The sequence below is a fragment of the Ornithinimicrobium ciconiae genome (genome assembly GCF_007197575.1).
Lineage (GTDB): Bacteria > Actinomycetota > Actinomycetes > Actinomycetales > Dermatophilaceae > Ornithinicoccus > Ornithinicoccus ciconiae.
On the sequence record NZ_CP041616.1, the window covers coordinates 3,378,745 to 3,403,295 of the forward strand.

Annotated in this window: 26 protein-coding genes and 1 pseudogene; 12 read left to right on the top strand and 15 right to left on the bottom strand. The window is 70.0% G+C overall.

The window, feature by feature from the left end; all coding sequences use genetic code 11:
* Positions 1–16 precede the first annotated feature (16 nt).
* From FNH13_RS15635 to ppk2, 5 genes are all read right to left on the bottom strand, one after another.
* Positions 17–1,060, bottom strand: coding sequence for a serine/threonine-protein kinase (locus FNH13_RS15635; RefSeq protein ID WP_143784293.1), 1,044 nt, complete (start codon positions 1,058–1,060; stop codon positions 17–19).
* A 136-nt stretch (positions 1,061–1,196) separates the two neighbouring features.
* Entirely contained in the window at positions 1,197–1,646 is a 450-nt protein-coding gene (locus FNH13_RS20005) for a helix-turn-helix domain-containing protein (protein WP_143784294.1), read from the bottom strand.
* A gap of 245 nt (positions 1,647–1,891) precedes the next feature.
* Positions 1,892–3,004, bottom strand: coding sequence for a mandelate racemase/muconate lactonizing enzyme family protein (locus tag FNH13_RS15645; RefSeq protein WP_143784295.1), 1,113 nt, complete (start codon positions 3,002–3,004; stop codon positions 1,892–1,894).
* A complete protein-coding gene (locus tag FNH13_RS15650; RefSeq protein ID WP_143784296.1) occupies positions 3,001–3,840 on the bottom strand; it encodes a GNAT family N-acetyltransferase in 840 nt (279 codons plus the stop codon). Before FNH13_RS15650 ends, FNH13_RS15645 begins: the two co-directional genes overlap by 4 nt.
* Before the next feature lie 47 nt (positions 3,841–3,887).
* Positions 3,888–4,748: a polyphosphate kinase 2 gene (gene ppk2 / locus FNH13_RS15655; RefSeq protein WP_143784298.1), complete on the bottom strand. Its 861-nt coding sequence runs from the start codon at positions 4,746–4,748 to the stop codon at positions 3,888–3,890.
* Positions 4,749–4,838: 90 nt separating this feature from the next.
* Between ppk2 and FNH13_RS15660 the strand changes: the two genes are divergently transcribed.
* Together FNH13_RS15660 and FNH13_RS15665 are read left to right on the top strand one after the other, a co-directional pair.
* A complete protein-coding gene (locus FNH13_RS15660; RefSeq protein WP_143784299.1) occupies positions 4,839–5,201 on the top strand; it encodes a hypothetical protein in 363 nt (120 codons plus the stop codon).
* Positions 5,179–6,240, top strand: coding sequence for a zinc metalloprotease (locus FNH13_RS15665; RefSeq protein WP_143784300.1), 1,062 nt, complete (start codon positions 5,179–5,181; stop codon positions 6,238–6,240). Before FNH13_RS15660 ends, FNH13_RS15665 begins: the two co-directional genes overlap by 23 nt.
* A gap of 5 nt (positions 6,241–6,245) precedes the next feature.
* On the opposite strand, the gene FNH13_RS15670 is transcribed toward FNH13_RS15665, so the two are convergent.
* The 6 genes from FNH13_RS15670 to FNH13_RS15695 all read right to left on the bottom strand — a co-directional run bounded on the left by FNH13_RS15670 (position 6,246) and on the right by FNH13_RS15695 (position 11,870).
* Entirely contained in the window at positions 6,246–6,860 is a 615-nt protein-coding gene (locus FNH13_RS15670) for a rhomboid family intramembrane serine protease (RefSeq protein ID WP_143784301.1), read from the bottom strand.
* A 13-nt stretch (positions 6,861–6,873) separates the two neighbouring features.
* Entirely contained in the window at positions 6,874–8,511 is a 1,638-nt protein-coding gene (locus tag FNH13_RS15675; RefSeq protein WP_143784302.1) for a molybdopterin-dependent oxidoreductase, read from the bottom strand.
* A 248-nt stretch (positions 8,512–8,759) separates the two neighbouring features.
* Positions 8,760–9,338: a peroxidase-related enzyme gene (locus tag FNH13_RS15680; RefSeq protein WP_143784303.1), complete on the bottom strand. Its 579-nt coding sequence runs from the start codon at positions 9,336–9,338 to the stop codon at positions 8,760–8,762.
* A 160-nt stretch (positions 9,339–9,498) separates the two neighbouring features.
* Entirely contained in the window at positions 9,499–10,266 is a 768-nt protein-coding gene (locus FNH13_RS15685; protein ID WP_143785176.1) for an MBL fold metallo-hydrolase, read from the bottom strand.
* A 2-nt stretch (positions 10,267–10,268) separates the two neighbouring features.
* A complete protein-coding gene (gene murI / locus FNH13_RS15690) occupies positions 10,269–11,084 on the bottom strand; it encodes a glutamate racemase (RefSeq protein ID WP_143784305.1) in 816 nt (271 codons plus the stop codon).
* 9 nt (positions 11,085–11,093) lie between these two features.
* Positions 11,094–11,870 (bottom strand): fumarylacetoacetate hydrolase family protein, encoded by a 777-nt coding sequence (locus FNH13_RS15695; protein WP_143784307.1) that lies wholly within the window; start codon positions 11,868–11,870, stop codon positions 11,094–11,096.
* A gap of 293 nt (positions 11,871–12,163) precedes the next feature.
* On the opposite strand from FNH13_RS15695, the gene FNH13_RS15700 reads away from it, so the two are divergent.
* Positions 12,164–13,429, top strand: a complete 1,266-nt coding sequence (locus tag FNH13_RS15700) for a geranylgeranyl reductase family protein (protein WP_228266439.1) — start codon at positions 12,164–12,166, stop codon at positions 13,427–13,429.
* A gap of 354 nt (positions 13,430–13,783) precedes the next feature.
* Positions 13,784–15,019 carry an acyl-CoA dehydrogenase family protein gene (locus FNH13_RS15705; RefSeq protein ID WP_228266440.1) on the top strand — a complete coding sequence of 412 codons (1,236 nt, stop codon included), beginning with the start codon at positions 13,784–13,786 and terminating at the stop codon, positions 15,017–15,019.
* An 18-nt stretch (positions 15,020–15,037) separates the two neighbouring features.
* Here FNH13_RS15705 and FNH13_RS15710 read toward each other — a convergent pair whose 3' ends face one another.
* Positions 15,038–15,643, bottom strand: a complete 606-nt coding sequence (locus tag FNH13_RS15710) for a GNAT family protein (RefSeq protein ID WP_143784309.1) — start codon at positions 15,641–15,643, stop codon at positions 15,038–15,040.
* 216 nt (positions 15,644–15,859) lie between these two features.
* Here FNH13_RS15710 and FNH13_RS15715 point away from each other — a divergent pair, with 216 nt between their 5' ends.
* The 7 genes from FNH13_RS15715 (at position 15,860) to FNH13_RS15750 (ending at position 22,054) form a co-directional block, all read left to right on the top strand.
* On the top strand, positions 15,860–16,495 hold the full coding sequence (locus FNH13_RS15715) for a DsbA family oxidoreductase (RefSeq protein ID WP_143784310.1): 636 nt from the start codon (positions 15,860–15,862) through the stop codon (positions 16,493–16,495).
* Between the two features lie 43 nt (positions 16,496–16,538).
* Complete coding sequence (locus FNH13_RS15720; protein ID WP_143784311.1) at positions 16,539–16,751, top strand: hypervirulence associated TUDOR domain-containing protein; 213 nt, start codon at positions 16,539–16,541, stop codon at positions 16,749–16,751.
* An 82-nt stretch (positions 16,752–16,833) separates the two neighbouring features.
* Positions 16,834–17,691, top strand: a complete 858-nt coding sequence (locus tag FNH13_RS15725) for a 3-methyladenine DNA glycosylase (RefSeq protein WP_143784313.1) — start codon at positions 16,834–16,836, stop codon at positions 17,689–17,691.
* Between the two features lie 279 nt (positions 17,692–17,970).
* Complete coding sequence (locus tag FNH13_RS15735) at positions 17,971–18,903, top strand: inositol monophosphatase family protein (RefSeq protein ID WP_143784314.1); 933 nt, start codon at positions 17,971–17,973, stop codon at positions 18,901–18,903.
* Between the two features lie 52 nt (positions 18,904–18,955).
* The gene (locus FNH13_RS15740; RefSeq protein ID WP_143784316.1) at positions 18,956–19,282 is read left to right on the top strand and encodes a TfoX/Sxy family protein; all 327 of its coding nucleotides are present in this window, start codon (positions 18,956–18,958) and stop codon (positions 19,280–19,282) included.
* Between the two features lie 117 nt (positions 19,283–19,399).
* On the top strand, positions 19,400–20,605 hold the full coding sequence (locus FNH13_RS15745; RefSeq protein WP_143784317.1) for a cytochrome P450: 1,206 nt from the start codon (positions 19,400–19,402) through the stop codon (positions 20,603–20,605).
* Between the two features lie 90 nt (positions 20,606–20,695).
* A complete protein-coding gene (locus FNH13_RS15750) occupies positions 20,696–22,054 on the top strand; it encodes an amidohydrolase family protein (RefSeq protein ID WP_165700150.1) in 1,359 nt (452 codons plus the stop codon).
* A 107-nt stretch (positions 22,055–22,161) separates the two neighbouring features.
* Here FNH13_RS15750 and FNH13_RS15755 read toward each other — a convergent pair.
* Positions 22,162–22,609 (bottom strand): annotated as a pseudogene (locus tag FNH13_RS15755) (aminotransferase class IV); the annotation flags it as partial.
* Here FNH13_RS15755 and FNH13_RS19625 point away from each other — a divergent pair.
* Complete coding sequence (locus FNH13_RS19625; protein WP_228266441.1) at positions 22,602–23,024, top strand: hypothetical protein; 423 nt, start codon at positions 22,602–22,604, stop codon at positions 23,022–23,024. The pseudogene FNH13_RS15755 and the gene FNH13_RS19625 sit on opposite strands and share 8 nt — an antisense overlap.
* Before the next feature lie 201 nt (positions 23,025–23,225).
* Here FNH13_RS19625 and FNH13_RS15760 read toward each other — a convergent pair whose 3' ends face one another.
* Together FNH13_RS15760 and FNH13_RS15765 are read right to left on the bottom strand one after the other, a co-directional pair.
* Entirely contained in the window at positions 23,226–23,420 is a 195-nt protein-coding gene (locus FNH13_RS15760) for a hypothetical protein (protein WP_143784320.1), read from the bottom strand.
* A 2-nt stretch (positions 23,421–23,422) separates the two neighbouring features.
* Positions 23,423–24,517: a branched-chain amino acid aminotransferase gene (locus FNH13_RS15765; RefSeq protein WP_143784322.1), complete on the bottom strand. Its 1,095-nt coding sequence runs from the start codon at positions 24,515–24,517 to the stop codon at positions 23,423–23,425.
* Positions 24,518–24,551: the final 34 nt, after the last annotated feature.

Here is a 24,551-nt window from a genome sequence, read left to right on the forward strand (position 1 = left end):
GACGCGTCGTGCCTGTTCAGCCCCAGGTCAGATAGGCCGCCAGCAGCAGGGCGACGGCACCCGCCAGAAGCAGCAGCAGGGCCACCCCCAGCCCTCGGCGGTCCTTGACCGGCGAGGGCTGGGCGCGTGTTGTCTCGTGTGAGGTCGATGCCTGCGCTGCCGGGTGCGCGTGCCTCGCGGTGGCTCCCGGGAGCGCGTGGCTCGGGCCGTCAGGCATCCATCCCTCGGGCAGCTCCGGGACCTGGTCGAAGACCTCGATCTCGCCGAGCACCTCCGCCGCAGCGCCGGCGAGCAGCCCGGTGGCGGCGAGCTGCTCGCGAGCCAGCGCGGCCGTCGCAGTGCGCCGGTCCGGGTCGAACTCCCCGAGCCATCGGATCACCTGCGCCAGGTCCTCTGGCACGTCCGCGCCCTCCAGTGCCTCGAGCGGTCGCGTCACGGCGGGGCGTTGCCCGGTCACCATCTCCAGGGCACTCATGCCCGCGGCATAGAGGTCGGCCCGCGGGTCCGGCTCCCAGCCCGGCTGGTGACACTCGGGGGCCAGATAGCCCTGTGTGCCCAGCGTGACCGGACCGTGGGTCAGGCGCGGCTCGTCGATGGCCGCGGCGACACCGAAGTCACTCAGCCTCAGGTGCGGCAGCTCCCGCCCCGTGGCGTCGAGCAACAGGTTGGCGGGCTTGACGTCGCGGTGGATCACGCCCTGGCCGTGGATCCGGTCGAGGGCCACGAGCAGCTGGTCGAGCAGCATCGCGGTCAGCCGGGGCGGGAGCGGGCCGAAGTCACCGACCAAGGTCGCCACCGAGCCGCCACGCATGATCGGCATGGTGAACAGCACCCTGTCGTCCTCGCCGGCCCAGCCCAGCGGAGCCAGCACGTGTGGGTGCTCGATGCGCACGGCCTGCTCGCGGATGAAGCGCAGCAACGACGCGGCATCGACCTGGCGCAGCACCTTGGCCGCCAGATAGCAGTCCTCGCGCTGGTCCCAGACGCGCCAGACGACCCCGGCGCCGCCCTCGCCGAGGGGGTCAACCAGCTCGTAGCGGCCCGCGAACACCTCACCCACGAGGCCCTACCCTATGGCGGCATCTGGAGTGGCTCGACTCTCCCAGGCCCAGACCGTGCCCTGAGCGCCTTTGCCACTCGACGGCGTGGGGTGCCCCAGTCGGTACAGCGCTCTCGTCAGGCCCAGTGGCGCTGGATCAGGTGCCCGGAAGTCGAAGGCCTCTCAGCGGATCGCGGGCAACAGTTGTCCACGTCGGCGTGGCCCCCAGAGGACGTCTGAGTCGGATGTATTCCTGGTCCCACCACCACGCGGGGCCTCCGGGGCACGGCACCACCTCAAGATGGGCTGGGAAGCGCCTGCCCGCACGATCCCTGGCAACGAGATCCGTCTGCTCCCAGGCCGGAGTTTCGTGGGTCACGAAGGGGTCGACGACGGCCAGTTCAAAGCCTCCGAGCGCAACAGCCTCCGCGACCACAGACAAAGGGACCGAGCTGGCGTCAGTCTCCAGCCGGCGCACCCGGGACTGGCTCCAGCCGAGTAGGTGTGCCAGGTCGCGCTGACTGTGGCCGTCCCTGCGACGCGCCGCACGAACCGCCAGGGCAACCTGCGCGGTCAGCGTCAAGTTCCTTACGTCCTGGTTGGTCATGTCCACAGCATCACTCGCCACGCTTGTGCACCGACGTCGCCCAGAGCAACTGTGGACCGCAGGAGCGCGCCCGGCACGCTGTGGAGGGTGCGGGTCACGCTGTGGAGGCGGCGGGTCACGACCGCGACGGGCGACGGCCCTGCTCCGGGGCCATGGGCACGTGTGCGAGACGGGTGTCTGAGTCGCCAGGTGACTCAGACACCCGTCTCCGGAGAATGCCCCCGGGCGCAATCAGCGCGGATCCGTCAGAGCGCGATCGGCTCTGCGACCAGCAGCGCCTCCAGCGCATCACGGTCGACCCGCACGCCCAACCCAGCGCTGTCAGACAGGTGCACGGTCGGTGGCTCATAGGTCAGGTCGCCCACGTCGCGGCTGAACAGCAGCGGACCGGTCAGCTCGGTGGAGGTGACGTGGCGCCGTGCCGCGGCCAGGTGATAGCCAGCCGCCGACCCGATCGAGGACTCGACCATCGACCCCACCTGCACCCACAGCCCGGCCGCCTGGGCGGCCGCGACCATCGCCAGCGCGGGCTGGAGTCCGCCGGTCTTCATCAGCTTGAGATTGACCGCGTCGGCTGCCCGCTCGCGGATGATCTGCAGCAGCGAGGCCATGCCGTGCACCGACTCATCGGCCATGATCGGCACGGACGTCACCGAGCGCACCTCGGCTAGACCGGTGATGTCCGCAGCAGCGACCGGCTGCTCGATCCACCGCAGCCCGAGCCCCTCGAGCTGACGGATCGCCGGGACCGCGACCGCCGGTGTCCGCCAGTGCTGATTCACATCGACCCGCACCTGGGCCCGCTCCCCCACGGCCTCGCAGACGGCGCGCACCCGCGCGATGTCCTCCCGCGGCTCGCCGGCCCCGACCTTGATCTTGATCTCCGTGAACCCCTGCGCCAGCGCTACCTCCGCGCCGCTGGCCATTGCCTCCGGTGTCCCGACGCTGATCACTCGCGGATAGGTGAGCGGTCGGTCGGTGTGGCCGCCTAGGAGCTGGTGCACCGGCATACTCGCTGCTTGACCCAGCAGGTCGTGCAGGGCGAGGTCGATCGCGGCCTTGACCGACGGGTTGCCCCCGACGGCCCGTGCCATGGCGGCGTGGGCGCCGTCGATGTCGGCCACCTCACGCCCCCGGATCGCGGGCAGCAGCACGTCGCGCAGCATCGCCACGGCCGCGCTGTGCGACTCCCCCGTCACCGTCTCATCGGGCACCGACTCGCCCCAGCCGGTCAGGCCGGTGTCGGTGTGCAGCTCGACGATGATCGAGGGCATCGACTCCCACCGGGCATAGGCCACCACGAACGGGTCGCGCAGCGGCAGGTGGATGGGATGGATCGTGGCACCGGTGACTCTCATAGCGACTCCTCCTGCTGTGGCGGCACGATCACATAGGCACCGCGGTCGTCAAAGTCGACCACCTGCCAGCCGGTCGCGATCAGTCCCGGCAGCACCTCGCGCAGGGTGTCACGCCACCGCTGGGCGAGGGCCGGGTCGCTCGCGCGGAGCGCGTCGATGTCGGTCGGGATCTGCAGACGGGTGGGTGCCGTGGGCGCGGCCCCCAGGACCGGCTCACCAGCGGACCCCACAGACAGCAGGGTGTGGGTCACGTCCGCGGGGCGCTGGGCGTCCCGGTCGGCCGCCGTCCTGCTCAGGTCCCAGTGGAGCAGCAGCCGGTCGGAGCCGGTGTCGCGGTTGAGCCCGTCCCGAAGCACCCCGTAGTAGTCGACGTGGAAACTGGCCCAGCCCGCACCGAGCCGGCCCATGTTGAGCCGGGCGTTGCGGGCCTGCAGCGCATCAAAGGTCCAGCGCACCCCGGTGATGCCCCGCTCGAGACACCACACACGCTGATAGGCCTTCAGCGCCGTACCGGTGCCGCGGGCCGCGCGCTGCCGGTCCACACCCGTGACATGGGAGTAGAGGGTGACCGGGAACGGCTCGCACAGGAAGCCTGCGGTCGCACCGACGAGGCTGTCCTCCCGAAAGGCTCCGACGACATAGTTGCCGGAGCGCGCCAGGGCCGCCAGGAGCGAGATGTCGAGCTCCACGGAGCCGGGCGGATGCTCCCAGACGGCCGTGAAGAGGGCCTCCATCTCGACCAGGTCCTCGGTCTCGGTCAGCGGGCGCACTCTCACCCCGGCACGGGCCGTGGCCTGCTCCATCACCTCGCGTGCCTCCTCCAGCGCCATCTCCATAACGTCAACCTAAACCCCGCGTTACCGGCCGGGCGTCATACAGTCCCTCACCAGAGCTGGGGCACAAAAGTCTGCTCATGCATCGGCGGACGGACGTAGGGCACATCCTTCATCTGCGGCAGGGTGACCGCGTCGGGTGCCACGTCCTCGTAGTCGAACTGGGCCAGCAGGTGGCTGATGCAGTTGAGGTGGGCGGCCCGCTTGTCGTCGGAGGGGACGACGTGCCAGGGCGCCTGCTTGGTGTCGGTGAACTGGAAGGTCGTGTCCTTGGCCATGGAGTACTCGACATAGAGTTCGTGCTCGGCCAGGTCCATGTCGGAGAGCTTCCACCGCTTCAACGGCTCGGCGTTGCGTGACTCAAAGCGGCGGCGCTGCTCCTCAAAACTCACCGAGAACCAGTACTTGATGACCACGATCCCCGAGCGCACCAGCATCCGCTCAAACTCGGGGCAGCTGCGCAGGAACTCCTGGTATTCGTCGTCGGTGCAGTAGCCCATGACCCGCTCAACGTTGGAGCGGTTGTACCAGGACCGGTCGAAGAGCACCATCTCCCCCGCGGCGGGCAGGTGCTCGACATAGCGCTGGAAGTACCACTGCGAGCGCTCCCGGGAGGTCGGTTTGGGCAGCGCCACGACGCGCACGATCCGCGGGCTGGTCCGCTCGGTGATCCGCTTGATCACCCCACCCTTGCCTGCCGACCCACGCCCCTCGAAGATCACCAGGACCTTCAACCCCTGGGACTGGATCCAGTACTGCAGCATCACCAGTTGCTCCTGGAGGCGGGCCAGCTCAGCGTCATAGAGATCCCGCTTCACCCGACCTCTCTTGGTGTATGTCGAGGGGTCGCGTTCCGTGGGCTGGATCGGGGGGTCGTCCGCTCCGGCGGGAACCGCGCGCGTGGGTGCCATGGCCTGAACCTAGGCCCGAGCCCCTTCCCGCGGCAAGGGTCGCGGCAGGGTGCGAGTTCCGCGACACTGATCGGGAGGAGAGGGGATGACATGAGTTCCGACATACCGGCCGCGGACGCGCACCTGGTGGGGCAGTGGTTCCACTCCCACGAGGAGGACTCCCCCGGGCTGGAGATCTATCGGCCGGACTCCTTTGCGTTTCCGCCTGCGCGGATGCCGCGGGAGAGCATCGTCCTCGGTGCCGGTGGGGACGCCGCGGTGGGTCGGCCCGGTCCCGTTGACCGGCCCGAGACGACCACTGGCACCTGGCATCTGGTGGGCGATGAGGTCGTGGTGGAGGCCGGCGACGGTCGCACCCTGCACCTCACTGTCGGTGGCACGGGGCAGGCTGCACTGGTGATGAGGGCGGGACGAGCGGAAGGACACGAGCATGACCAGCACGCCGGAGAGTGAGGGGCCTTCTCTGCCAGTCACCCGCACCTGCGCCACCGACCGGGTCCATGAGCGCCTGCTGCGCGAGGTGCCGGGTTATGCCGAGCGTCGCGCCCGGTGTGAGAACGAGGCCTGGCAGGCACAGCGCAGCGGCGGGACCGTCCAGCGCACCGGGTGCACCACGATCCCCGTCGTGGTCCATGTCGTGCACCACAGCGATGCCGAGGACATCTCTGAGGAGCAGATCGCCTCCCAGATCGAGACCCTCAATGCTGACTTCCGCAACCTCAACGCCGACGGCGGCACCGTCCCGGAGCCGTTCGCCCTCCTGCGCGCCGATGCCCGGATCACGTTCGAGCTGGCCGGCACCGACCCCGACGGGGCTGCGACCAGCGGCATCACCCGCACCCGCACGAGTGTCAACGGCTTCGGCGCTGACGACGCCGTGAAGTCCTCGGCCACCGGTGGCGCCGACCCCTGGCCGAGCGGTCAGTACCTCAACCTGTGGGTCTGCCGGCTGGCCGGCGGGCTGCTGGGATACGCCCAGTTCCCGGGTGGACCGGACGAGACGGACGGCGTGGTCATCACGCACACGGCCTGCGGCAGCACCGGCACGGCGAGCGCCCCGTTCGACCTCGGGCGGACCGCGACCCACGAGGTCGGGCACTGGCTCAACCTGCGGCACATCTGGGGCGATGACGGCAGCGGGTGCCACGGCAGCGACTTCGTCGAGGACACCCCCAACCAGGGCGGGCCCAACGCCGGCAAGCCGAGCTTTCCCACGCTGTCCTGCGACAACGCCCCCGACGGGGACCTGTTCATGAACTACATGGACTATGTCGACGACGACACGATGACGATGTTCACCCACGGCCAGGTCACGCGCATGCAGACCGCTCTGGCTGGCGTCCGCTCCAGCATCGGCACCACCGGGCCGTGCGACAGTGACGGGCCCGTGGTGAGTGACCAGCCGCTGGAGAGTGACGAGTCCGTGGTCAGTGACCAGCCGGTGGTCAGCGACCAGCCCGACCTCCCGGTCGCTGCGCCGGACGCGCCCTGACCGGGCTAGGACCGCACGATCCGGGGCGACACCAGGAGCCCCACGAGCAGTCCGAGGGCGAGCGCCGGCCCGTGCTCGTCAGCACCGACCAGCAGCACGACGGCAGCCACCGCCACGAGGATGACCGGGACGAGGGTGCGCCGCGCAGGCGGGCTTCCCCGCACGACGGTCACCGCCGCAGCACTCAGCAGGCACATTGTCGCCATTGAGTTGCCCGCCCCGGGCTCACCGGAGAGCAGGACGGTGAGGACATTGCACGCCACGCCGCCGATGACGAAGACGGCCACGGTCGCCCCGGGACGCCACACCTGCGCGACCAGCAGCAGGGTCACGGCCAGCATGACCAGGTTGAAGACCGTGCCGCCCCACCCGCCGTCCTGCAGGACAATCGAGGTCGCCAGGCGCCGCCACTGCCCCTCACTGACGGCCGCGTTGTCCCGCTGACCCCACGCGAGCAGCCCGGGCGCCCAGAGCAGCTGCACCAGGGACGGCACCGCCACCACGCACCAGAGCAGGATCGCCCACCAGGGCGGTGTCGGCAGCGCGGTGAGGGCGCCCCGCAGGGCGGTCCACCCGGCGAGGTAGGCGACCCAGATCGCGACGACAGCGACAGCGCTCATCGTGGCCCGTGGCTCAGCTCCCCTCGACCCTGACGTCGATGGTGTGCCACCCGCTGGCACCGTTGGGCGCGGGGCGGGCGAGCTCGTCGGTCTGCACCTCACCGGTGGCGTCAGTGGCCCGGACGGACACGGCAGACTCCCCCGGCTCGGCCTGCCAGACCAGCTTCCACTGGCGCCAGGAGTCGATCGTTGGCTCCTGCGCCAGGGTGGCCTCCTGCCAGTCACCGTCTCCGATGCGCACCTCGACCCGCTCGATGCCGCGGTGCTGGGCCCACGCCACCCCGGCGATCACGACCTCACCTGCGTTGACCGGCTCACCGGCACGCGGGACGTCGATGCGTGAGGCGGTCTTGATCGGCCCGAGTGCCGACCAGCCCCGCGGGGTCCAGTAGCCCTCGTCCTGGTCAAAACGGGTCACCTTGAGCTCGGTCACCCACTTGGTCGCCGAGACATAGCCATAGAGCCCGGGCACGACCAGGCGCACCGGGAATCCGTGCTCGGGCAGCAGCGGCTCCCCGTTCTGCGCGATCACGATCAGGGCGTTGCGGTCGTCAGTCATCGCCTCCAGCGGCGTGCCGGCGGTGAACCCGTCGACGCTGGTGGACAGCACCATGTCCGCCCCGTCCTGCACCCCGGCACGGGCCAGCACGTCGCGGATCGGCAGCCCGGTCCAGACGCTGTTGCCGACGAGGTGACCACCGACGGTGTTGGACACACAGGTGAGCGTGACCAGGGCCTCGACCAGGTCGGCGTCGAGCAGGTCCTGGAAGGTCAGCTCGATCTCCTCATCGACCATCCCGGTCACCCGCAGCCGCCAGGTGTCGGGGTCGACCTGCGGGACGGTGATCGCGGTGTCGATCCGATAGAACTCATCCCCGGGCGTGATGTATGCCGCCTGGCCGGGCACGCCCTGCGACGCGGCCGCGGGGACGGTCACCGGGTCGGCCACCCGCAGGATGCCCAGACGCTCACGCGCCTCCATCACCACCTCGGCGGCCCGGCTCAGCGTCTGGCCCGCCAGGATGCCGATGGCGCCGAGGACGGTCAGGCCGCCTCCCCAGGCCAGCACCGCGCGCCGGCTCGCGGCCCCGGCACCGTGGGGAGTTGAGACATCGTGGAAGGCCGAGGTGCCGTGGGAGGCCGAGGTGCCCTGGGAGGCCGAGGTGCCCTGGGAGGCCGGGCTGGCCAGCGTGAGCCGGCGCCACAACTGGTCGAGGGCGAACAGCCCGACCAGGGTGCCAACGATGGTTGGCAGGGTGTCGACCGCGCTGAACTGGGGCCGGGTCGTGACGGCCAGGACACCGACCGCTCCGACCGCCGCAAACAGGGCGAGACCTACCCCGACCCGCCCTGCCGGACGGTGCGGGCTGGGTGCCCCGATGATGCCGATCAGTGCACAGATCCCGGTGAGGACCACGGCCATCCCGGTCAGCAGGACGAGCTTGTCCGCCGTGCCGAAGGTGGCGATCGCGAAGTCCTTCAACCACGGTGGCGTCCGGTCGACGAAGGCTCCGGCGACGGCCTGCAGCGGTGAGGCGGTGCCGCCCTGGGTTCCGGAGCGCGCGAGCAGTGCGGCGCCGATCTCCGCCACCGCGAGCGTGATGGCCCCTGCCCCCACCCCGGTGACTGCACCCGCGAGCCGACTGCTCATCGTCGGATCATCTCACCCGTGGCTGGGAGCGAGCCCAGAAAGCGCTATCTGCGGCTGGTCCCGCCCGCGACCCGTGCCGCCCTGCTCGAGTGGGGTGTGGCACTCAAGTGGGGTGTGGCACTCAAGTGGGGGGTGGCACTCGAGTGGGGTGCAGAACCGGTCACGGATGACCGTCTCTGCACCCCAGAAGCAAGGAAGACCACCGGACAGCGGGGTCAGGACCGGGCCGGCCGACCGGACAGCGCGGGTCAGGACCGGGCGTGGGAGTGGTACTGCTCGTTGGGCACCAGGCCAATGGCGGTGGAGACCCGGTTGGTCATGTTGAACATTCCGATCACCTGCACCAGCTCCATGATCTGGTGGTCGTCCATGCCGACCTCACGCAGCGGCTCCAGGTCCGCCGGGGTGACCTCGTCCGGCGCACGGGTGAGGAGCTCGGCATACTCGGCGATGGCCCGCTCCCGCGTAGGCAGGTCCGCTTGCCGCCAGTTCACCGCCACCAGGTCGGAGGTGACCGTGTCGCCGGTGAACTGTCGCAGAGCCGCGCCGTGGGAGACGGTGCAGTAGGTGCACCGGTTGATGCCGCTGACCACGACCGCGATGAGCTCGCGCTCGGCGTTGCTCAGGTGCCCCTCCTTGTTGACCAGGAGGTTGAAGTAGTTCCACCACGCCAGGAACTGGTCGCCGTTGAGTGCCTGGGCACGGAAGACGTTGGGCACGAAGCCCATGGCCTCGGCCGACTTGTCCCACAGCCGGGTGACGCCCTCGGGGACGTCCTCCCGTCCGGGGACGCGCAGGGAGGAGATGTCAGGGGTCTGCTCGCTCATGACCGCACGCTACCGGGTGCCCGTGGTCCGTCGGTCACCTCGATGCGCTCCCGGGTGCCCGTGGTGCGCTGCGCACCTCGATGCGCTCCCGGGTGCCCGTGGTCCGTCGGTCACCTCGATGCGCTCCCGGGTGCCCGTGGTGCGCTGCGCACCGCGGACCTCAGAGCTGGTAGGTGCGTCCGGGCTCGGCGAGCTCCACCTCACCGGGCCAGACCTCGGCAGCCTGCGCCCGGCATACCTCCGGGTCGTTCCAGGCGGGCAGATGGGTGAGCATCAGGCGTTGCACCCCACCGGCGGCGACCGCTGCCTCGGCGGCCCGGCGACCGGAGAGGTGGATGCCGGTGCCGGTGTCCCGGCCGTCGACAAAGGCGCTGTCGGCCAGCACCAGGTCGGCATCGGCCATCAGCGGGGACAGGGCCTCGCAGGCGTCGGTGTCTCCGGTGTAGGCGATGGTGACGGCACCGACCGAGACCCGGAAGCCATAGGCCTCCACCGGGTGGTTGACGGCGATCGGGACGATCCGGAACGGCCCGATCAGGACGTCACGGCGGTCGCGCACGGTCACGAAGTCAAAGACGTCGGTCACCGCACTGGGCGCCTCGACCCCGTGCGCGCGGGCGATCCGCTCGGCCGTGCCGGCCGGGCCGTGCACCGGCAGCCGGTCGGTGGACGCGCCCTGCGGGTGGTGGCTGCGCATGACGTGCAGTCCGGTGAGGTCGAGGCAGTGGTCAGGGTGTAGGTGGGACAGGACCACCGCGTCCAGGGCCAGCGGGTCGGTGTGCCGCTGCAGGGCCCCGAGGGCACCACTACCCAGGTCGAGCAGCAGGCTCCAGGTGCGGCCGGCATGCTCCGTCTGGAGCAGATAGCAGGACGCGGGGCTATCAGGGCCGGGAAACGACCCGGAGCAGCCGACGACGGTCAGGCGCAGGGTCATTCACCCTCCCGCCCGACGAACGCCCGCCCGACGTGCTCGACCTCAGGGCCGAGGAAGCGTCGCGCCAACGGGGTGAACCCGTGCGGGTCGCCGGTGGTCAGGAACTGGTGGGTCGGCTCTCCCTGGCTGTCGGGGCGCAGCGTGTCCGTGTCGGTGAGCACCCGGTAGAGGTCTGCCGCGGTCGCCTCCGCCGACGACACCAAGGTCACCGCGTCACCGAGGACGTAGGACAGCGCCGACCACAGCAGCGGATAGTGCGTGCACCCCAGGATCAGGGTGTCGACGTTGGCCTCGATGAGCGGGTCCAGATACTCCCGCGCCGTCTCCAGGACCTCCGGTCCGCTGGTGATGCCGGCCTCGACGAACTCCACGAAGCGCGGGCAGGGCTGGCTGATCACCTGCACGCTCGGTGGCGCCGCAGCGAAGGCGTCCAGGTAGGCCCTGCTCTGGTGGGTGGCCGCGGTCGAGATGACCCCGACCCGCCCGCTGTGGGTGGCCGCCATCGCGCGCCGCACGGCCGGGCGGATCACCTCGATCACCGGCACGTCATAGCGCTCCCGGGCGTCGGCGAGCATCGCCGCGGAGGCCGAGTTGCACGCGATGACGAGGGCCTTGACACCGTGGTCGACGAGGCGGTCGAGGCACTCCAGCGCATACTGGCGCACCTCGGCGATGGGACGAGGCCCATAGGGCGCGCGGGCGGTGTCTCCGAGGTAGAGCACCGACTCGTGCGGCATCTGGTCCATGACGGCTCGGGCCACGGTGAGCCCACCGAAGCCCGAGTCAAAAACGCCGACCGGAGAATCCTGCACCGGCAAAGACTACGGCTCGGCGCGGACAAACGGGTTGCTGAAGGCGCCGATCCGCTCCACCTCGACCTCCACCCGCTGCCCCGGCTCGACCAGCCCGACGCCGGCCGGGGTGCCGGTCAGCAGCACGTCCCCAGGCAGCAGGGTGAACGCCGCGGAGGCGATCTCGATGAGGCGGCCCACGCCGTGGACCATGTCGGCGGTGCTGCCGTCCTGGCGCACCTCACCGTCGACCCGGCTGATCACCCGCAGGTCCGAGATGTCCAGCTCGGTCTCGATCCACGGCCCCAGCGGGCAGAAGGTGTCCATGCCCTTGGCGCGCGACCACTGCCCGTCGCTGCGCTGCAGGTCGCGGGCGGTGACGTCGTTGGCCACGGTGTAGCCGAAGATCACGCTCGCCGCGTCCTCGGCGCGCACGTCCTTGCACATCCGGCCGATGACCACTGCGAGCTCGGCCTCATAACTGACCTCCTGGGTGATGGGGGGCATCACCACGGGGTCGTCCGGTCCGGCCACGGCCGTGTTGGGGATGAAGAACATGCCCGGCACCTCGGCGACCTCGCCGCCCATCTCCTGGGCGTGGTCGACATAGTTGCGCTGCACCGCGACGATCTTGGACCGCGGGATGACCGGGGCGAGCAGGCGCACCTCATCGACGTTGTAGGTCTGCCCCGTGAGCTCGATCTTGGTGTAGAGCGGGTCGCCGGTGATCGAGACGATCCGCTTGCCCTCCCCGTCGACCAGGCCGAACTCGGGGTCTTCTCCAGTGGTGAACCTGCAGATGCGCATGGGGCAAGGGTATGCCGCGCGCTGACCCTCCCTGCACCGGCACGATCGTGCCGGTCGACCCTTGGGAAGCCCGGCAACGGGCGCTCCGCATCACTCACCGGCACGAACGTGCCGATTCTTCTGCCACGCCACGCGCACCGCCGACATCGTCGACGACAGAGCGGCCGGTGCCATCGGGTGGGACGCCCGACGGAGCCGAGACCTCACCCGCACCCTGCGCCGCCGCCGCGACCTGGGTGACTGACGGACGCCACCGGCCAGAGCAGTTCCGCGGGGCTGAGAGAATGGGGCACGTGACTGTTGCTTCCCCTCCTCAACGCACCGACGTCCTCGTCGTTGGCGCCGGCCCGGCCGGCTCCGCGGCAGCGGCCTGGGCAGCTCGCGCCGGACTGGACGTGGTGCTCGCTGACGCGGCCACCTTCCCCCGGGACAAGACCTGCGGCGACGGCCTGACCCCGCGCGCGATCGCCGAGCTGGAGCTGCTCGGCCTGGCCGACTGGCTGAGCACCCACCCGCGCAGCCGTGGCCTGCGGGCGCACGGGTTCGGGCAGACCCTGCACCTGGAGTGGACCGAGGGCCGCGGCAAGAAGGCCGCCGGCAACCTCCCGGCATACGGCTCGGCAGTGGCACGGACTGAGTTGGACGATCACCTGCGCACCGTGGCCCTGAAGTCCGGGGCTCTCGGCATCGACGGTGCCCGCGCAATCTCGGTGCGCCAGGAGGCCGGACGGGTGCGGGGCGTGACGTTCAAGGGGGCAGGCGGCACCTTCGAGATCGGGTGCGACCGGCTGATCGTGGCCGACGGGGTCCGTTCGCCGGTGGGCAAGATGCTGGGCCGGGAGTGGCACCGCGACACGGTCTATGCGATCGCGGCCCGCTCCTATGTCGACTCCACCCACAGCGACGACGAGTGGATCAGCTCCCACCTCGAACTGCGCGACCGGGACGGTGAGATGGTCTCGGGCTACGGCTGGATCTTCCCGCTCGGCGGGGGTCAGGTGAACCTTGGTGTCGGGACCCTGGCGACCTCCAAGCGCCCCGCCGACATCCAGCTGCGCCCGCTGATGCAGTGGTATGCCGAGCAGCGCCAGGACGACTTCGGCGTCAGCGGTGACCTGCGGATGCCGACCTCCGCGCTGCTGCCGATGGGCGGCGCCGTGTCGGGGGTAGCCGGTCCCAACTGGATGCTGATCGGTGACGCCGCGGCCTGCGTGAACCCGCTCAACGGCGAGGGCATCGACTACGGGCTGGAGACCGGACGGCTGGCCGCGCAAATGCTGACCGACGAAACCGACTTCTCGGCGGCATGGCCCGCTCTGCTGATCGACCACTACGGCGAGGCGTTCTCCATCGCCCGACGGCTGGCCGGCATGGTGACGGTGCCGTGGGTGCTGCCCAAGCTCGGGCCGATCGGCATGCGCTCCCCGTGGATGATGCGCCTGGCGCTGCGCTGGATGGGCAACCTGATCACCGAGGAGGACCGCGACGCCGCTGCGCGCCTGTGGCGCCTGGCCGGCAAGGGCTCGACGCGGCTAGACGGGCGCCCGCCCTTCAGCTGAGCCCGTCGCACGCGACCGACGAATGGAACCGTCCACGCACTCGGGATGAAGTGTCAACGCTCATCCACCGTCGGCCATGCGACACGATGGGCGCCGATTGACGTCATGGACGTCGCATGGCGCGCAATTGGTCTCATGGCTCGGTGGGCGGTTTGAACCAGGCGACACGATGGGCGCGGATTGACGTCATGGACGTCGCATGGCGCCCGATTGGTCGCATGGCTCGGTGCCCGGCCTGCCATGCGACACGATGGGCGCCCGATTGACGTCCTGGACGTCGCATGGCGCGCAATTGGTCTCATGGCTAGGGGTGCGTGCGGGTGCGTGCGGCGGGGAACGGCATACGCTCAATCCATGAGTGATCAGCCCGGCCCGATGCCCGAGTCCGCACGAGCAGTCCCCGACGGCGCCGACCTCGGTCGCGCCCTGGGCACCGACTTCTACGGCCTGGACGACCTGCTCACCGACGCCGAGCGCGAGCTGCGCGACGGAGTCCGGCGGTGGTGCGACCAGGAGGTGGTGCCGCGGGCGGCGGAGTTCTGGGAGACCGCGCAGTTCCCGCGGGACCTGGTGCCGGGGTATGCCGCCACGCGCGTCGCCGGGGCCGCGATCCAGGGCTTCGGGTGCGCAGGGGTGACCCCGCTGGCCGAGGGGATGATGTGTCTGGAGCTGGCGCGCGGCGACGGATCGGTGGCCACCCTCAACGCGGTGCACTCCGGCCTGGCGATGACGGCGGTGCACGAGCTGGGCTCGGACGAGCAGCGGGAGCGCTGGCTGCCGGCGATGGCGCGGGTCGAGCTGCTCGGCGCGGTCGCGCTGACCGAGCCGACGCACGGGTCGGACGTGGTCAGCCTGGAGACGAGGGCACGCCGCGACGGTGACCACTGGGTCCTCGACGGGGCCAAGCGGTGGATCGGCAACGGCTCGGTCGCCGACCTGGTGGTGGTCTGGGCGCGGGATGAGGACGGTGACGTGGGGGGCTTCGTGGTCGAGGGGGCCCAGGAGACCGACGGGTGGGACGCACAGGTCATCACCGGCAAGATCAGCAACCGCGGTGTGTGGCAGGCCCATATCCTCCTCGACGGGGTGCGGGTGCCGGCCGACAACCGGCTCGCGGAGGCCCGGACCTTCGCCGACACCAACCGGGTGCTGATGCGCTCGCGGCAGACCGTGGCCTGGGAGGCGGTCGGTCATGCGGTCGCCGCCTATGAGGGGGCGCTGACCTATGCCCTGGACCGGGAGCAGTTCGGCCGCCCGCTGGCCAAGAACCAGCTCATCCAGGACGACCTGGCCAGGATGGTCACCCTGATCACCTCGATGCAGCTGATGTGCACCCGGATGTCGCAGCTCCAAGAGCGCGGCACGTGCACCCTCGAGCAGGCGGCGATGGCCAAGTTGCACTGCACGGTCGGCGCCCGCGAGGTCGTCGCGATCGCGCGGGACATGTTGGGCGGCAACGGGATCCTGCTTGATCACCACGTCGGACGACACTTCGCGGACCTCGAGGCGGTCTACACCTATGAGGGCAGCCGGACCGTCCAGTCGCTGCTCGTGGCCCGCGCGGTGACCGGGATGAGCGCGTTCACCTGATCCTGGCGTCGCCGCCGGTCACGACGCCGGCGGCACCTCGAGCGACATCACGCAGTTATTCAGACCCTTGGGGCGCACATAGGTGAAGCCCAGTCGTTCATAGAGTCGGCGGGTGCCGTTGTAGAGGAACGAGGAGGACATCATCTTGGTCTGCTCCGTCAGGTCGTGCGGATAGGCCTCCACCACGCCGCCCCCATCCTTGGCAATGAGCTCGAGCGCGCCCCTGATCGCGGTCTCGGTCAGCCCCTTGCGGCGGTATCTCTTGTCGACGAAGACGCAGGTGATCCGGTAGTCCGGGTCGCCCTCCTTCTCGGCGTCATACTGCTTGCGATGGTGGATGTTGGGCAGCTCGGCCGGCGTGCCGTACTCAGCCCAGGCGATCGCCTCCTCACCGTCCATGACCAGAGCGGCGTGGGCGATGCCACCCTCGACGCACCGCCTCTTCACCTCGCGGCTGCCCTCGGCCCCCGGACCGCGCTCGGGGTCCTCAGGGTGGAACCAGGTGCACCAGCAGCCCCCGAAGATCCCGTTGTGGCGCACCACCATGGCGTCGAACGCCGGCCAGGTCTCGGTTGTGAGCGGCCGCACCTCGAAGGTCGCGTCGACAGCTGTGTCAGTGCCCATGGTCCAGCGTAGAACGGATCCCGGACAGTCGCTGTCCACAATGTCGACAGATCTCACGCGGCTACCTGCGGATGACGTGCGGCCACTGCCCACGGCTCTGTGCGGGTTGCTGGATGCGTGCTGGGGCCAGGACATGCTGCAGCCCCTGGCCCCCGCGGCTGACACCTGCGCCCCGGACCGGTAGCGTCACAAGAGACCACGAAGGGCGGACGCATCATGCAACTGAACAACCCACAAGCAGGGGTCATCACCGTCTGGTCCGACATCTCGTGCCCCTGGGCGACCCTCGCGCTGCACACGTTGCACCACGTGGCAGCCGAGCGCGGAGCTCGCCTGACCATCGACCACCGCGTCTTCCCGCTGGAGCTGCTGAACCGCCGGCCCGGGTCGCGGCCGGAGCACGACGAGGAGGTCGCGACGATCACCGCCGTGCGCACCGACCTCGACTGGTCGCCCTGGGAGGTCGACGACTGGACCTTCCCAGCCACGACCCTGCCTGCCCTGGCCGCCGTCCAGGCCGCCAAGCAGCAAGGGTTCGAGGCCGCGGACGCGCTCGACACCGCCCTGCGCCGTGCGTTCTTCGTCGACCAGCGGTGCATCAGCCTGATCCCGGTGATCGAGGACATCGCCCGGGACTGTGCCCAGGTCGACGCCGACGCGCTGCTCGAGGCACTGCACTCAGGCGCTGGCCAGGCCACCGTCTTCGCCGACTTCGAGGCCGCCGGGACGGGTCAGATCCAGGGCAGTCCGCACGTGTGGACCTCCGACGGGCCGTTCGCGGCGAACCCGGGAGTCGAGGACGTCGAGCACTTCACCGACTACGACTTCACCTGGGTCGATCGGCTGCTGTGACAGCGGCCTGTCGAAAGAGAAGTGACGACCTAGGAGGCACCTGATGAGCAAGGACTTCTCCGTCGGTGACCACGTGCGCTGGAACTCCGAGGCTGGGCACGTCACCGGCGTCATCACCAAAAAGCACACCAGCGACACCGACTACAAGGGCCACACCCGGCGCTGCTCGCCGGAGGATCCGCAATATGAGATCAAGAGCGACAAGACCGACCACGTCGCGATGCACAAGGGCGACGCGCTGCACAAGATCGACTGATCGGTCTGTGGCGCACGGTCTGGTTTGCGTGCACCCGTGCGATTTTCCTCCCCACCGGAGGCACGGCATACCCTGTTCAACCGTGACGACCCAGGTGCTGCCCGCGAGCGACTGGCGCTCGCGGGCCGAGGAGCACGCGGCAGCCGTGGACGCGCTGACCTCGGCCCGCCTCGAGCGGCGCGCGGACGGGCGCAAGCACCCGGTGGAGGACTTCCTGTTCGAGTACTACAACTTCCGCCCCGCCCAGCTGCGCCGCTGGCATCCCGGGGCCGGCGTCGCCCTCGAGGGCGCGGCGGAGCGGGCCGACTGGCCCTTCTACTCGTATGCCGGGGGGCGGGCTTCCCTCGACGTCGCCTCGTTCGCCGCGAAGCGTGAGTCGGCGCTGCTGTTCGTGCGCCGGCTGTTGAGCGCGACGCTGTCCAGGCCGGGTCGCTTCGGCTGCTTCGGCCTGCACGAGTGGGCGATGGTCTATCGCGCCGACGACGAGGCGATCCGCCACGGCGGCTGGCCGCTGCGGCTCGGCTCGTCGGGCACCGACCAGGTCGTCGAGCAAGCCACGATCAGCTGCTCGCACTTCGACGCCTACCGCTTCTTCACCCCGGACGCGGAGCCGCTCAACACGCTGTCGCCGACCCGCGAGACGCAGCTGGCGATGGAGCAGCCAGGCTGCCTGCACGCCGGCATGGACATCTACAAGTGGTGCTTCAAGCTCACGCCGCTGGTGCCCAGCGACCTGACGCTCGACGCGTTCCGGCTGGCCCGTGAGATCCGCGAGCTCGACATGCGGGCGGCACCCTATGACCTCGCTGACCTGGGCTTTGAGCCCATCCGGATCGAGACGGCCGAGGGCCGCGCAGAGTATGCCGCGGCCCAGCGCGCCTTCAGCGAGCGCTCTAATGAGCTGCGCCGACGACTGCTGGACGTCCTGCCTGCCGGGTGACCGCAAGCCCTTGGGAACCTCCGACCGGTCAGGGCGCACAGTGCCGGGTCAAGCCGTCGGAGGCCGGGTGCCCGGTCAAAGTCGGCCTCCATGCTGACGATCTCAGTGAAGCCTGCAAGGAGTGCCGTCGCGGCGATCATGGCGTCCCGACCCCCGTAGGTCGGCGTCCATGAGGTCGAGGCCACGGTCGAGCACCTCCGTGTCCATGGCGGGCACCACGCTCGCCGACAGCATGTGTAGGTTCGCAGCGGGTCGGCGCGGCTCGGCATACTGCCTTGTATGGCCGCCCCCTTGACGACCGAGACCTTCCTCGCCGACCCCGTCCTCGCTGCGGCGCGGGACGCTGCCCACATCGCCGTCGCGCGGATGACGCACTGGCGGACCCGGCTGGACGAGGCGGCCGTCAGCGTCAAGGACAACCCCAATGACCTGCTGACGGTCGCCGACCAGGAGATTGAGGCGCTCGTCACCGGCTACCTCCACCGGCACCGCCCGGATGATGTGGTGATCGGCGAGGAGGGGGTCGCCGCCCTGTCGCTCGAGGACCTGCCCGGCGGCGCCGAGCTCGCTGCGGGGCTCTGTGGGCCGGGTGCCGGTGACAGCGCGCGCATCGAGTGGCACGTCGACCCGATCGACGGCACCGTCAACTTCGTCCGCGGCCTCGAGCAGCACTGCTTCTCGATCGGTGCCAAGGACCTGGCCACCGGTCAGTGGCTCGTCGGGCTGGTCGCCGCTCCGGCGCTGCGCACCGTGTGGTTCGCGCGCGCGGGCCAGGGCGCGTGGCGGACCGGGGCGCTGCCCGGCGCCATCCCTGGGGCCGGACGGGGCGACGACACGAGCCCACCGCCACCACACGAGCACATGTTCGTGCGGTTGGCGGGGACGCCGGCTGGGCGTCGCGGCCGGGTGGTGGCCACCGGGTTCGGCTACTCCCCCGCACTGCGTGCCATCCAGCTCGCGGCGCTCCCCCTGGTGATGGAGGGCTTCGACGACCTGCGGCGGGGCGGGTCGGCTGCGCTGGATCTGTGCGCGGCCGCCGAGGGGAGGGTCAACGCCTACTACGAGCGCGACCTGGGCGTCTATGACTGGGCTGCTGGGGCTCTCATCGCCGAGGAGGCGGGCCTGGTCGTGCAACGCCCCGACGGCCCGGGCGAGCTGACGATCGTCGCCGACACCGCCGAGCGCCTGGAGTTCCTCCGCGCCCGGGCTTGACCAGATCACGTGAGGGCGGGCACTGTCGGTGCACCTCGGCATACTGACAGCCATGGCGTATGACGAGGGGCTGGCCGAGCGCATCCGTCACCTGCTCGACGGGGAGCCTGGGGTCAGCGAGAAGAAGATGTTCGGTGGGCTGTCGTTCCTGGTCGACGGCAACATGGCGGTCGCGGCGGGCAATGACGGGGCGCTGATGTTTCGGCGTGATCCTGCCCGGGCGGACCCGGTCGGGGAGCACATCCGCCCGCAGGTGATGGGTGAGCGGGTGATGTCGGGGTGGCTGCATGTGGACGCCGAGGGGGTGGCGACGGAGGAGGCGTTGCGCGAGATCGTGCAGCGCGGCGTGCGTTACGCCCGGACGCTGCCACCGAAGTAGCCGTCAGTCCCGGGAGGTGATGAGGCGCTGCACGGTCCCAGGTTGGCCGCCGCCCGTTGCGAGGCGGGCGTGGGGACCCGCTGTCCGCGGCGGTGTGCAGCCTCCTAGCATCTGGTCATGAGCAGCCGTTTCCTCGACCTCGCGGACCCCACCTTTGACGTCACCGGCCCCGACGTGATCGACGCCCGCGGGGAGTCCTGGTGGGCGCGCAGCAGCTATGGCCATGCCGTGCTCCGCCACGCCGAGGTCACCGCCCTGCTCAAGGACCGCCGCTTCCGGCAGGGCAACGCCAAGTGGCCCTCACAGAACGGCATCCACTCCGGGATGTTCAGCGACTGGTGGCACAAGGTGCTGCTCTCGCTGGAGGGTGAGGACCACCTGCGGATGCGCCGGCTGCTGAACCCGGCCTTCAAGCAGGGTGCCATCGCCGCCATGGTGCCCTCGTTCAGCCAGCTCGCACACGAGCTGGTCGACGGGTTCAGCGAGCGCGGGTCGGTGGAGTTCATCACGGAGTTCGCCGAGCCCTATGCCTCGCGGATCCTGTGCCGCCTGGTCGGTCTGCCGGAGTCCGAGTGGGAGCAGGTCGCGCACTGGGCCGATGACCTGGGCAAGAGCTTCGGCGTGCGTATCAAGGAGGACCTGCCGCGGATCGAGGCGGCGCTGGAGGGACTCTACGGCTACTGCGACGAGGTGGTCCGGGACCGCGCCGCCCAGCCGCGCGACGACCTGGTCTCCGACCTGGTGCGCCACCAGCAGGAGGGCAAGCTCTCCCCCGAGGAGCTGTCGGTCGCCCTGGTCTTTCTGATCTTCGCGGGCATGGAGACCACCCGCAACCAGCTCGGCTTGGCGCTGCGGACGCTCTTCGCCCACCCCGGCCAGTGGGAGCTGCTCGCCGCCGACCCCGACCTCGGACGCAATGCCGTCGAGGAGGTCATGCGGGTCAACCCGACCGTCACCTGGATCACCCGGGAGGCGATCGAGGACGTCGTCCTCCATGACGAGCTGCAGCTGCGCGCCGGAGACATCGTCCAGGTCCTCTCCCACAGCGCCGGCACCGATCCGCGCGCCCAGCCCGACCCGACCTTCGACATCCGGGTCGAGCACCCGATGCACATGGGCTTCGGCGGTGGCGTGCACCACTGCCTGGGTCACTGGGTCGCCCGGATGGACATGGCCGTCGCCCTGCCGATCCTGGCCGCTCGGATGCCCGACGCTCGCGCCGACGGCCCCGGCCAGTGGCTGCCTATGTCCGGCAACACCGGGGCGATCAGCTTCCCGATCGCCTTCACCCCGACGCCGGCACGGTCAGGGCCCACCGAGTGATCTCGCACCTCCGTTCCCAGTGCTTCTGCGAGGTCGCTGCCCCGCTCCCGAGCCGCGATCCCGGTTGACATGATCCGTTACGGTGGCTGCATGGAAGCCCACCGCACAGTGTCGCGGCGGGCTTTTGCACTCGGCGCAGTAGGGGTGCTGGCGGCCTGTTCCTCGACGAACAACGACCCGACGACTACGACGAGCGGCCCCGAGGCAGCCGGAGGCGGACTCGGTCCGGTTCCCGAGTTCACAGGTAAGCTGGCTCCCCTCGTCGAGGGCGTGACGGTGCCACCCGACCTGCCCGTGACGGCGCCGACGCTGTTCCGGGGAGTCCGCCTCTTCGATGGCGAGGAGGTCACGGAGGCGGCTGACGTCATACTCCAGGGCGGCCTGGTAGCGGCGGTCGGAGCCGGGCTGGACGAGCCGGACGGCGTCGAGGTCGTCGACGGTGCGGGGCATACCCTGGTCCCCGGCATGATCGACTCCCACGTGCACGCCTTCCCCCAGGCACAGGCCCTCGCGGCACGTTTCGGCGTGCTGACCGAGTTGGATCTTTTCAGCGTGGAGGGCCTGAGCACCCAGGTCGATGAGCAGCGCACCACCGGGGCGACCGACCGGGCGGATGTCTTCAGTGCGACGTCCATGGCCACCGCACCGGACGGGCACGGCACGCAGTTTCGCGTGCCCATCGACACCCTGACCGACCCCTCCCAGGCCGTGGGATGGGTCGAGGAACGCGTGGCCGAGGGCGCGGCATACATCAAGATCGTGGTCGAGTCCGGCTTCGGGTGGGCGTCACTCGAGCAGGACACTGTGGCGGCTCTCGTCGAGGCGGCGCACGAGCACTCCCTGCGCGCCATCATCCACGCCCAGTCCCTGGAGGACACCACCATCGCTCTGTCCGCGCCACTGGACGGACTGGCTCACGCCCCGTGGGACGAGCTGCCGCCCGACCTCGTCGCGAGGATCGCCGAGATGGGGATCTTCGTGGTCACGACCGCGGGGTTGGCGCAACCCACCCGGCACAAGCCGGCCCTCGACGACGACCGAGTGATGGACCGGATTGACCCGGGGCTGCTGAGCTCCTTCCGACGCGCGAGTTATGCCACTGACGCCACGTGGGCCGCGATGCTGCCCAACCTGCAGGCACTCCACAGCGCTGGTGTGTCCTTGCTCGCGGGCACCGACAACAGCAACCCCGGCACGATCTCCGGTGCCGGCATGCTGGTCGAACTGGCCATCCTGGTCGAAGCAGGGATGACGCCCGTGGAGGCGATGGCCTCGGCGACCTCGCTGCCCGCCGACACCTTCGGGCTGGCCGATCGCGGTCGCATCGCCGAGGGTCTGCGGGGAGACGTCGTGCTCATCGAGGGCGACCCCACCGCGGAGATCACCGACCTGCACGGCGTGGTCGGGGTGTGGAAGTGGGGCGTCTCGGTCGACCTTGACGTCGCCTGACCCGGCGTGCACGGACGGTTCACCATCACGGCGAGCGCGGGCGCCACATCATTTCGCCGGTACCGACGGCCACGCCAACGCCGCCCTCGCGGTGACGGCAGGCACACTCAGACCAGCCGGTGCAGCCAGCCGTGGGTGTCCTCGGCGCGGCCGTACTGGATGTCCAACAAGGCGTTGCGCAGGTCCCGGCGATGTCACCGCCAGTCATGGAGACCTCGCCACCGCGCCACTTCGCCAGCTCGATCAGCCAGCAGCGGGTGACGCCCTCCAGGATCGTGCCGCTGAGCTCCGGGGTGACGATGGTGCCGTCCTTGTAGGCGAAGAACAGGTTCATCCCGCCCAGCTCCTCAACCCACTTCTTCTCGATCGCATCGAGGAAGGCCACCTGGTCGCAGCCATTGCGATGCCCTCGGCCTGGGCCGCAAGCGAGGCGCCATAGTTGCCGCCGCACTTGGCCGTCCCGGTCCCACCCGGGGCGGCGCGGGCAAAGTCCTCCGACAGCCAGATGTTCACCGGCTTGAGTCCACCGGGGAAGTAGGCTCCGGCTGTGGCTGAAGCGGAGTTCGACGACCTGATCCTGCACACCCCGAAGGAGCAGTTGGCGCTGCTGCAGAGGCTGCGCCCGCGTATGTCGACACTCGAGTTCGTCTTCCACGACGGCCATGCGGGGCACCCGTTGGTCGAACAACTCAGTGGGCTGGCTCCCGAGCGCGTCCAGGGGGTCGGCGCCCGCCCGGGCTACCAGCGGGCCGAGCCCCGCGCCGTGCTCCACCGGTACGGCTACGACCGCAGCATCATCGCCGCCCTGCGAGACCTCGGTGGGCTGTTCAGTTGGGTGATTCACCCGCGAGGTGACCGGGTCGAGCTGACCGGCCTGGACACCGTCGACGTGGCGATCTACGACGCCCGTGGGCGGTTGTTCTTCTACACGGTCACCCACGAGGGGCTGATCTTCGTCCGCGACGCCTGACACGTACTGCGCACTTCATGGGATCTTTCAGGGCCTCGCGGGCTGCGAGTGCTCAGAGCCCTACACCGTGCACCAAAACCGGCAAAATGCCGCCGTCCGCTAGAGCGCATCGCGCTGACCTGCACTGACGCAGTGGACAGCGCGACATTGCCGGTCTGAATGCACACCGATCGGTTGCTCATAGCCCGACCCTCGCGCTGATCAGACGAAGCAGCTCAGCACGATCAGCACGAAGCCGATCAGGAACGAGGGGACCGCGAGCCGCGCCACCAGCCGGCGCCGGCGCTCAGCCACCCGCGGATCACCCGCCTTGGAGGACAGCCTCGCAGCCAGGAACGCTGCGGCGGCTCCCACGAGAAGGAAGACCGCGGCCAGGACGAGCAGGAATGTGCCCATGCTCAGACCAGCTGGTGCATCCAGCCGTGGGTGTCCTCGACGCGGCCGTACTGGATGTCTAGCAGGGCGTTGCGCAGGTCGCCCGCGATGTCGCCGCCGGTCATCGACACCTCGCCGCCGCGCCACTTCAGCGTGCCGACCGGCACGATGACCGCAGCAGTGCCACAGGCGAACACCTCGACGAGGTCACCGCTGGCAGCATCGGCGCGCCACTCATCGATCGAGTACTTCCGCTCGATGACCTCGTGGCCCTTCTCCCGGGCGAGCTCGATCAACGATCCGCGGGTGACGCCCTCCAGGATCGTGCCGCTCAGCTCTGGGGTGACGATCGTGCCGTCCCGGTAGGCGAAGAACAGGTTCATGCCACCGAGCTCCTCGACCCACTTCTGCTCGATGGCGTCCAGGAAGGCCACCTGGTCGCAGCCGTTGTCGATTCCCTCCGCCTGTGCCGCGAGCGAGGCGGCATAGTTGCCGCCGCACTTGGCCGTGCCGGTGCCGCCGGGGGCGGCGCGCACAAAGTCCTCGGACAGCCAGATGTTGACCGGCTTCAGCCCACCGGGGAAGTAGGCGCCAGCCGGAGAGGCGATCACGCTGTAGAGAGCGCGGTTGGCCGGACGCACCCCCAGCGCCTGCTCGGTCGCGATCATGAACGGGCGCAGATAGAGGCTGACCTCCCCGAGGGACTGGTCCGGCACCCACCGCTGGTCCAGCTCGACGAGCGCGCGCAGCGACTCCAGGAACAGGCCCTTCGGCAGCTCCGGCAGCGCCAGGCGGCGCGCCGAACGGGCAAAGCGGTCGGCGTTCTGCTCGGGCCGGAACGTCCAGATCGACCCGTCCGCGTGCCGGTAGGCCTTCATCCCCTCGAAGATCTCCTGGCCGTAGTGGAAGACCGACGCCGCCGGCTCCAGCTGGAAGGGGCCGTAGGCGGTGACACGCGGGTCGGCCCAACCACCCTCCTTGCTCCAGTCCACCACCACCATGTGGTCGGTGAACTTCGCACCGAAGGCCGGGTTGGCCAGCAGCTCCGCCACCTGCTCGTCGCTGGCCGGGTCGGGGCGCTGCTCGAGCGCGAAGGTGGGGGTGGTCTCGGTGGTCATGCATCCTCCTGGGCCAGCGTCATTGCGTCGTGTC

Excerpts from the sequence above, each read along its gene's own strand:
- FNH13_RS20005 (WP_143784294.1), bottom strand. The coding sequence starts at position 1,646 with ATGACCAACCAGGACGTAAGGAACTTGACGCTGACCGCGCAGGTTGCC.
- FNH13_RS15645 (WP_143784295.1), bottom strand. The coding sequence starts at position 3,004 with ATGAGAGTCACCGGTGCCACGATCCATCCCATCCACCTGCCGCTGCGC.
- FNH13_RS15650 (WP_143784296.1), bottom strand. The coding sequence starts at position 3,840 with ATGGAGATGGCGCTGGAGGAGGCACGCGAGGTGATGGAGCAGGCCACG.
- ppk2 (WP_143784298.1), bottom strand. The coding sequence starts at position 4,748 with ATGGCACCCACGCGCGCGGTTCCCGCCGGAGCGGACGACCCCCCGATC.
- FNH13_RS15660 (WP_143784299.1), top strand. The coding sequence starts at position 4,839 with ATGAGTTCCGACATACCGGCCGCGGACGCGCACCTGGTGGGGCAGTGG.
- FNH13_RS15665 (WP_143784300.1), top strand. The coding sequence starts at position 5,179 with ATGACCAGCACGCCGGAGAGTGAGGGGCCTTCTCTGCCAGTCACCCGC.
- FNH13_RS15670 (WP_143784301.1), bottom strand. The coding sequence starts at position 6,860 with ATGAGCGCTGTCGCTGTCGTCGCGATCTGGGTCGCCTACCTCGCCGGG.
- FNH13_RS15675 (WP_143784302.1), bottom strand. The coding sequence starts at position 8,511 with ATGAGCAGTCGGCTCGCGGGTGCAGTCACCGGGGTGGGGGCAGGGGCC.
- FNH13_RS15680 (WP_143784303.1), bottom strand. The coding sequence starts at position 9,338 with ATGAGCGAGCAGACCCCTGACATCTCCTCCCTGCGCGTCCCCGGACGG.
- FNH13_RS15695 (WP_143784307.1), bottom strand. The coding sequence starts at position 11,870 with ATGCGCATCTGCAGGTTCACCACTGGAGAAGACCCCGAGTTCGGCCTG.
- FNH13_RS15705 (WP_228266440.1), top strand. The coding sequence starts at position 13,784 with ATGAGTGATCAGCCCGGCCCGATGCCCGAGTCCGCACGAGCAGTCCCC.
- FNH13_RS15710 (WP_143784309.1), bottom strand. The coding sequence starts at position 15,643 with ATGGGCACTGACACAGCTGTCGACGCGACCTTCGAGGTGCGGCCGCTC.
- FNH13_RS15715 (WP_143784310.1), top strand. The coding sequence starts at position 15,860 with ATGCAACTGAACAACCCACAAGCAGGGGTCATCACCGTCTGGTCCGAC.
- FNH13_RS15720 (WP_143784311.1), top strand. The coding sequence starts at position 16,539 with ATGAGCAAGGACTTCTCCGTCGGTGACCACGTGCGCTGGAACTCCGAG.
- FNH13_RS15735 (WP_143784314.1), top strand. The coding sequence starts at position 17,971 with ATGGCCGCCCCCTTGACGACCGAGACCTTCCTCGCCGACCCCGTCCTC.
- FNH13_RS15740 (WP_143784316.1), top strand. The coding sequence starts at position 18,956 with ATGGCGTATGACGAGGGGCTGGCCGAGCGCATCCGTCACCTGCTCGAC.
- FNH13_RS15745 (WP_143784317.1), top strand. The coding sequence starts at position 19,400 with ATGAGCAGCCGTTTCCTCGACCTCGCGGACCCCACCTTTGACGTCACC.
- FNH13_RS15750 (WP_165700150.1), top strand. The coding sequence starts at position 20,696 with ATGGAAGCCCACCGCACAGTGTCGCGGCGGGCTTTTGCACTCGGCGCA.
- FNH13_RS15760 (WP_143784320.1), bottom strand. The coding sequence starts at position 23,420 with ATGGGCACATTCCTGCTCGTCCTGGCCGCGGTCTTCCTTCTCGTGGGA.
- FNH13_RS15765 (WP_143784322.1), bottom strand. The coding sequence starts at position 24,517 with ATGACCACCGAGACCACCCCCACCTTCGCGCTCGAGCAGCGCCCCGAC.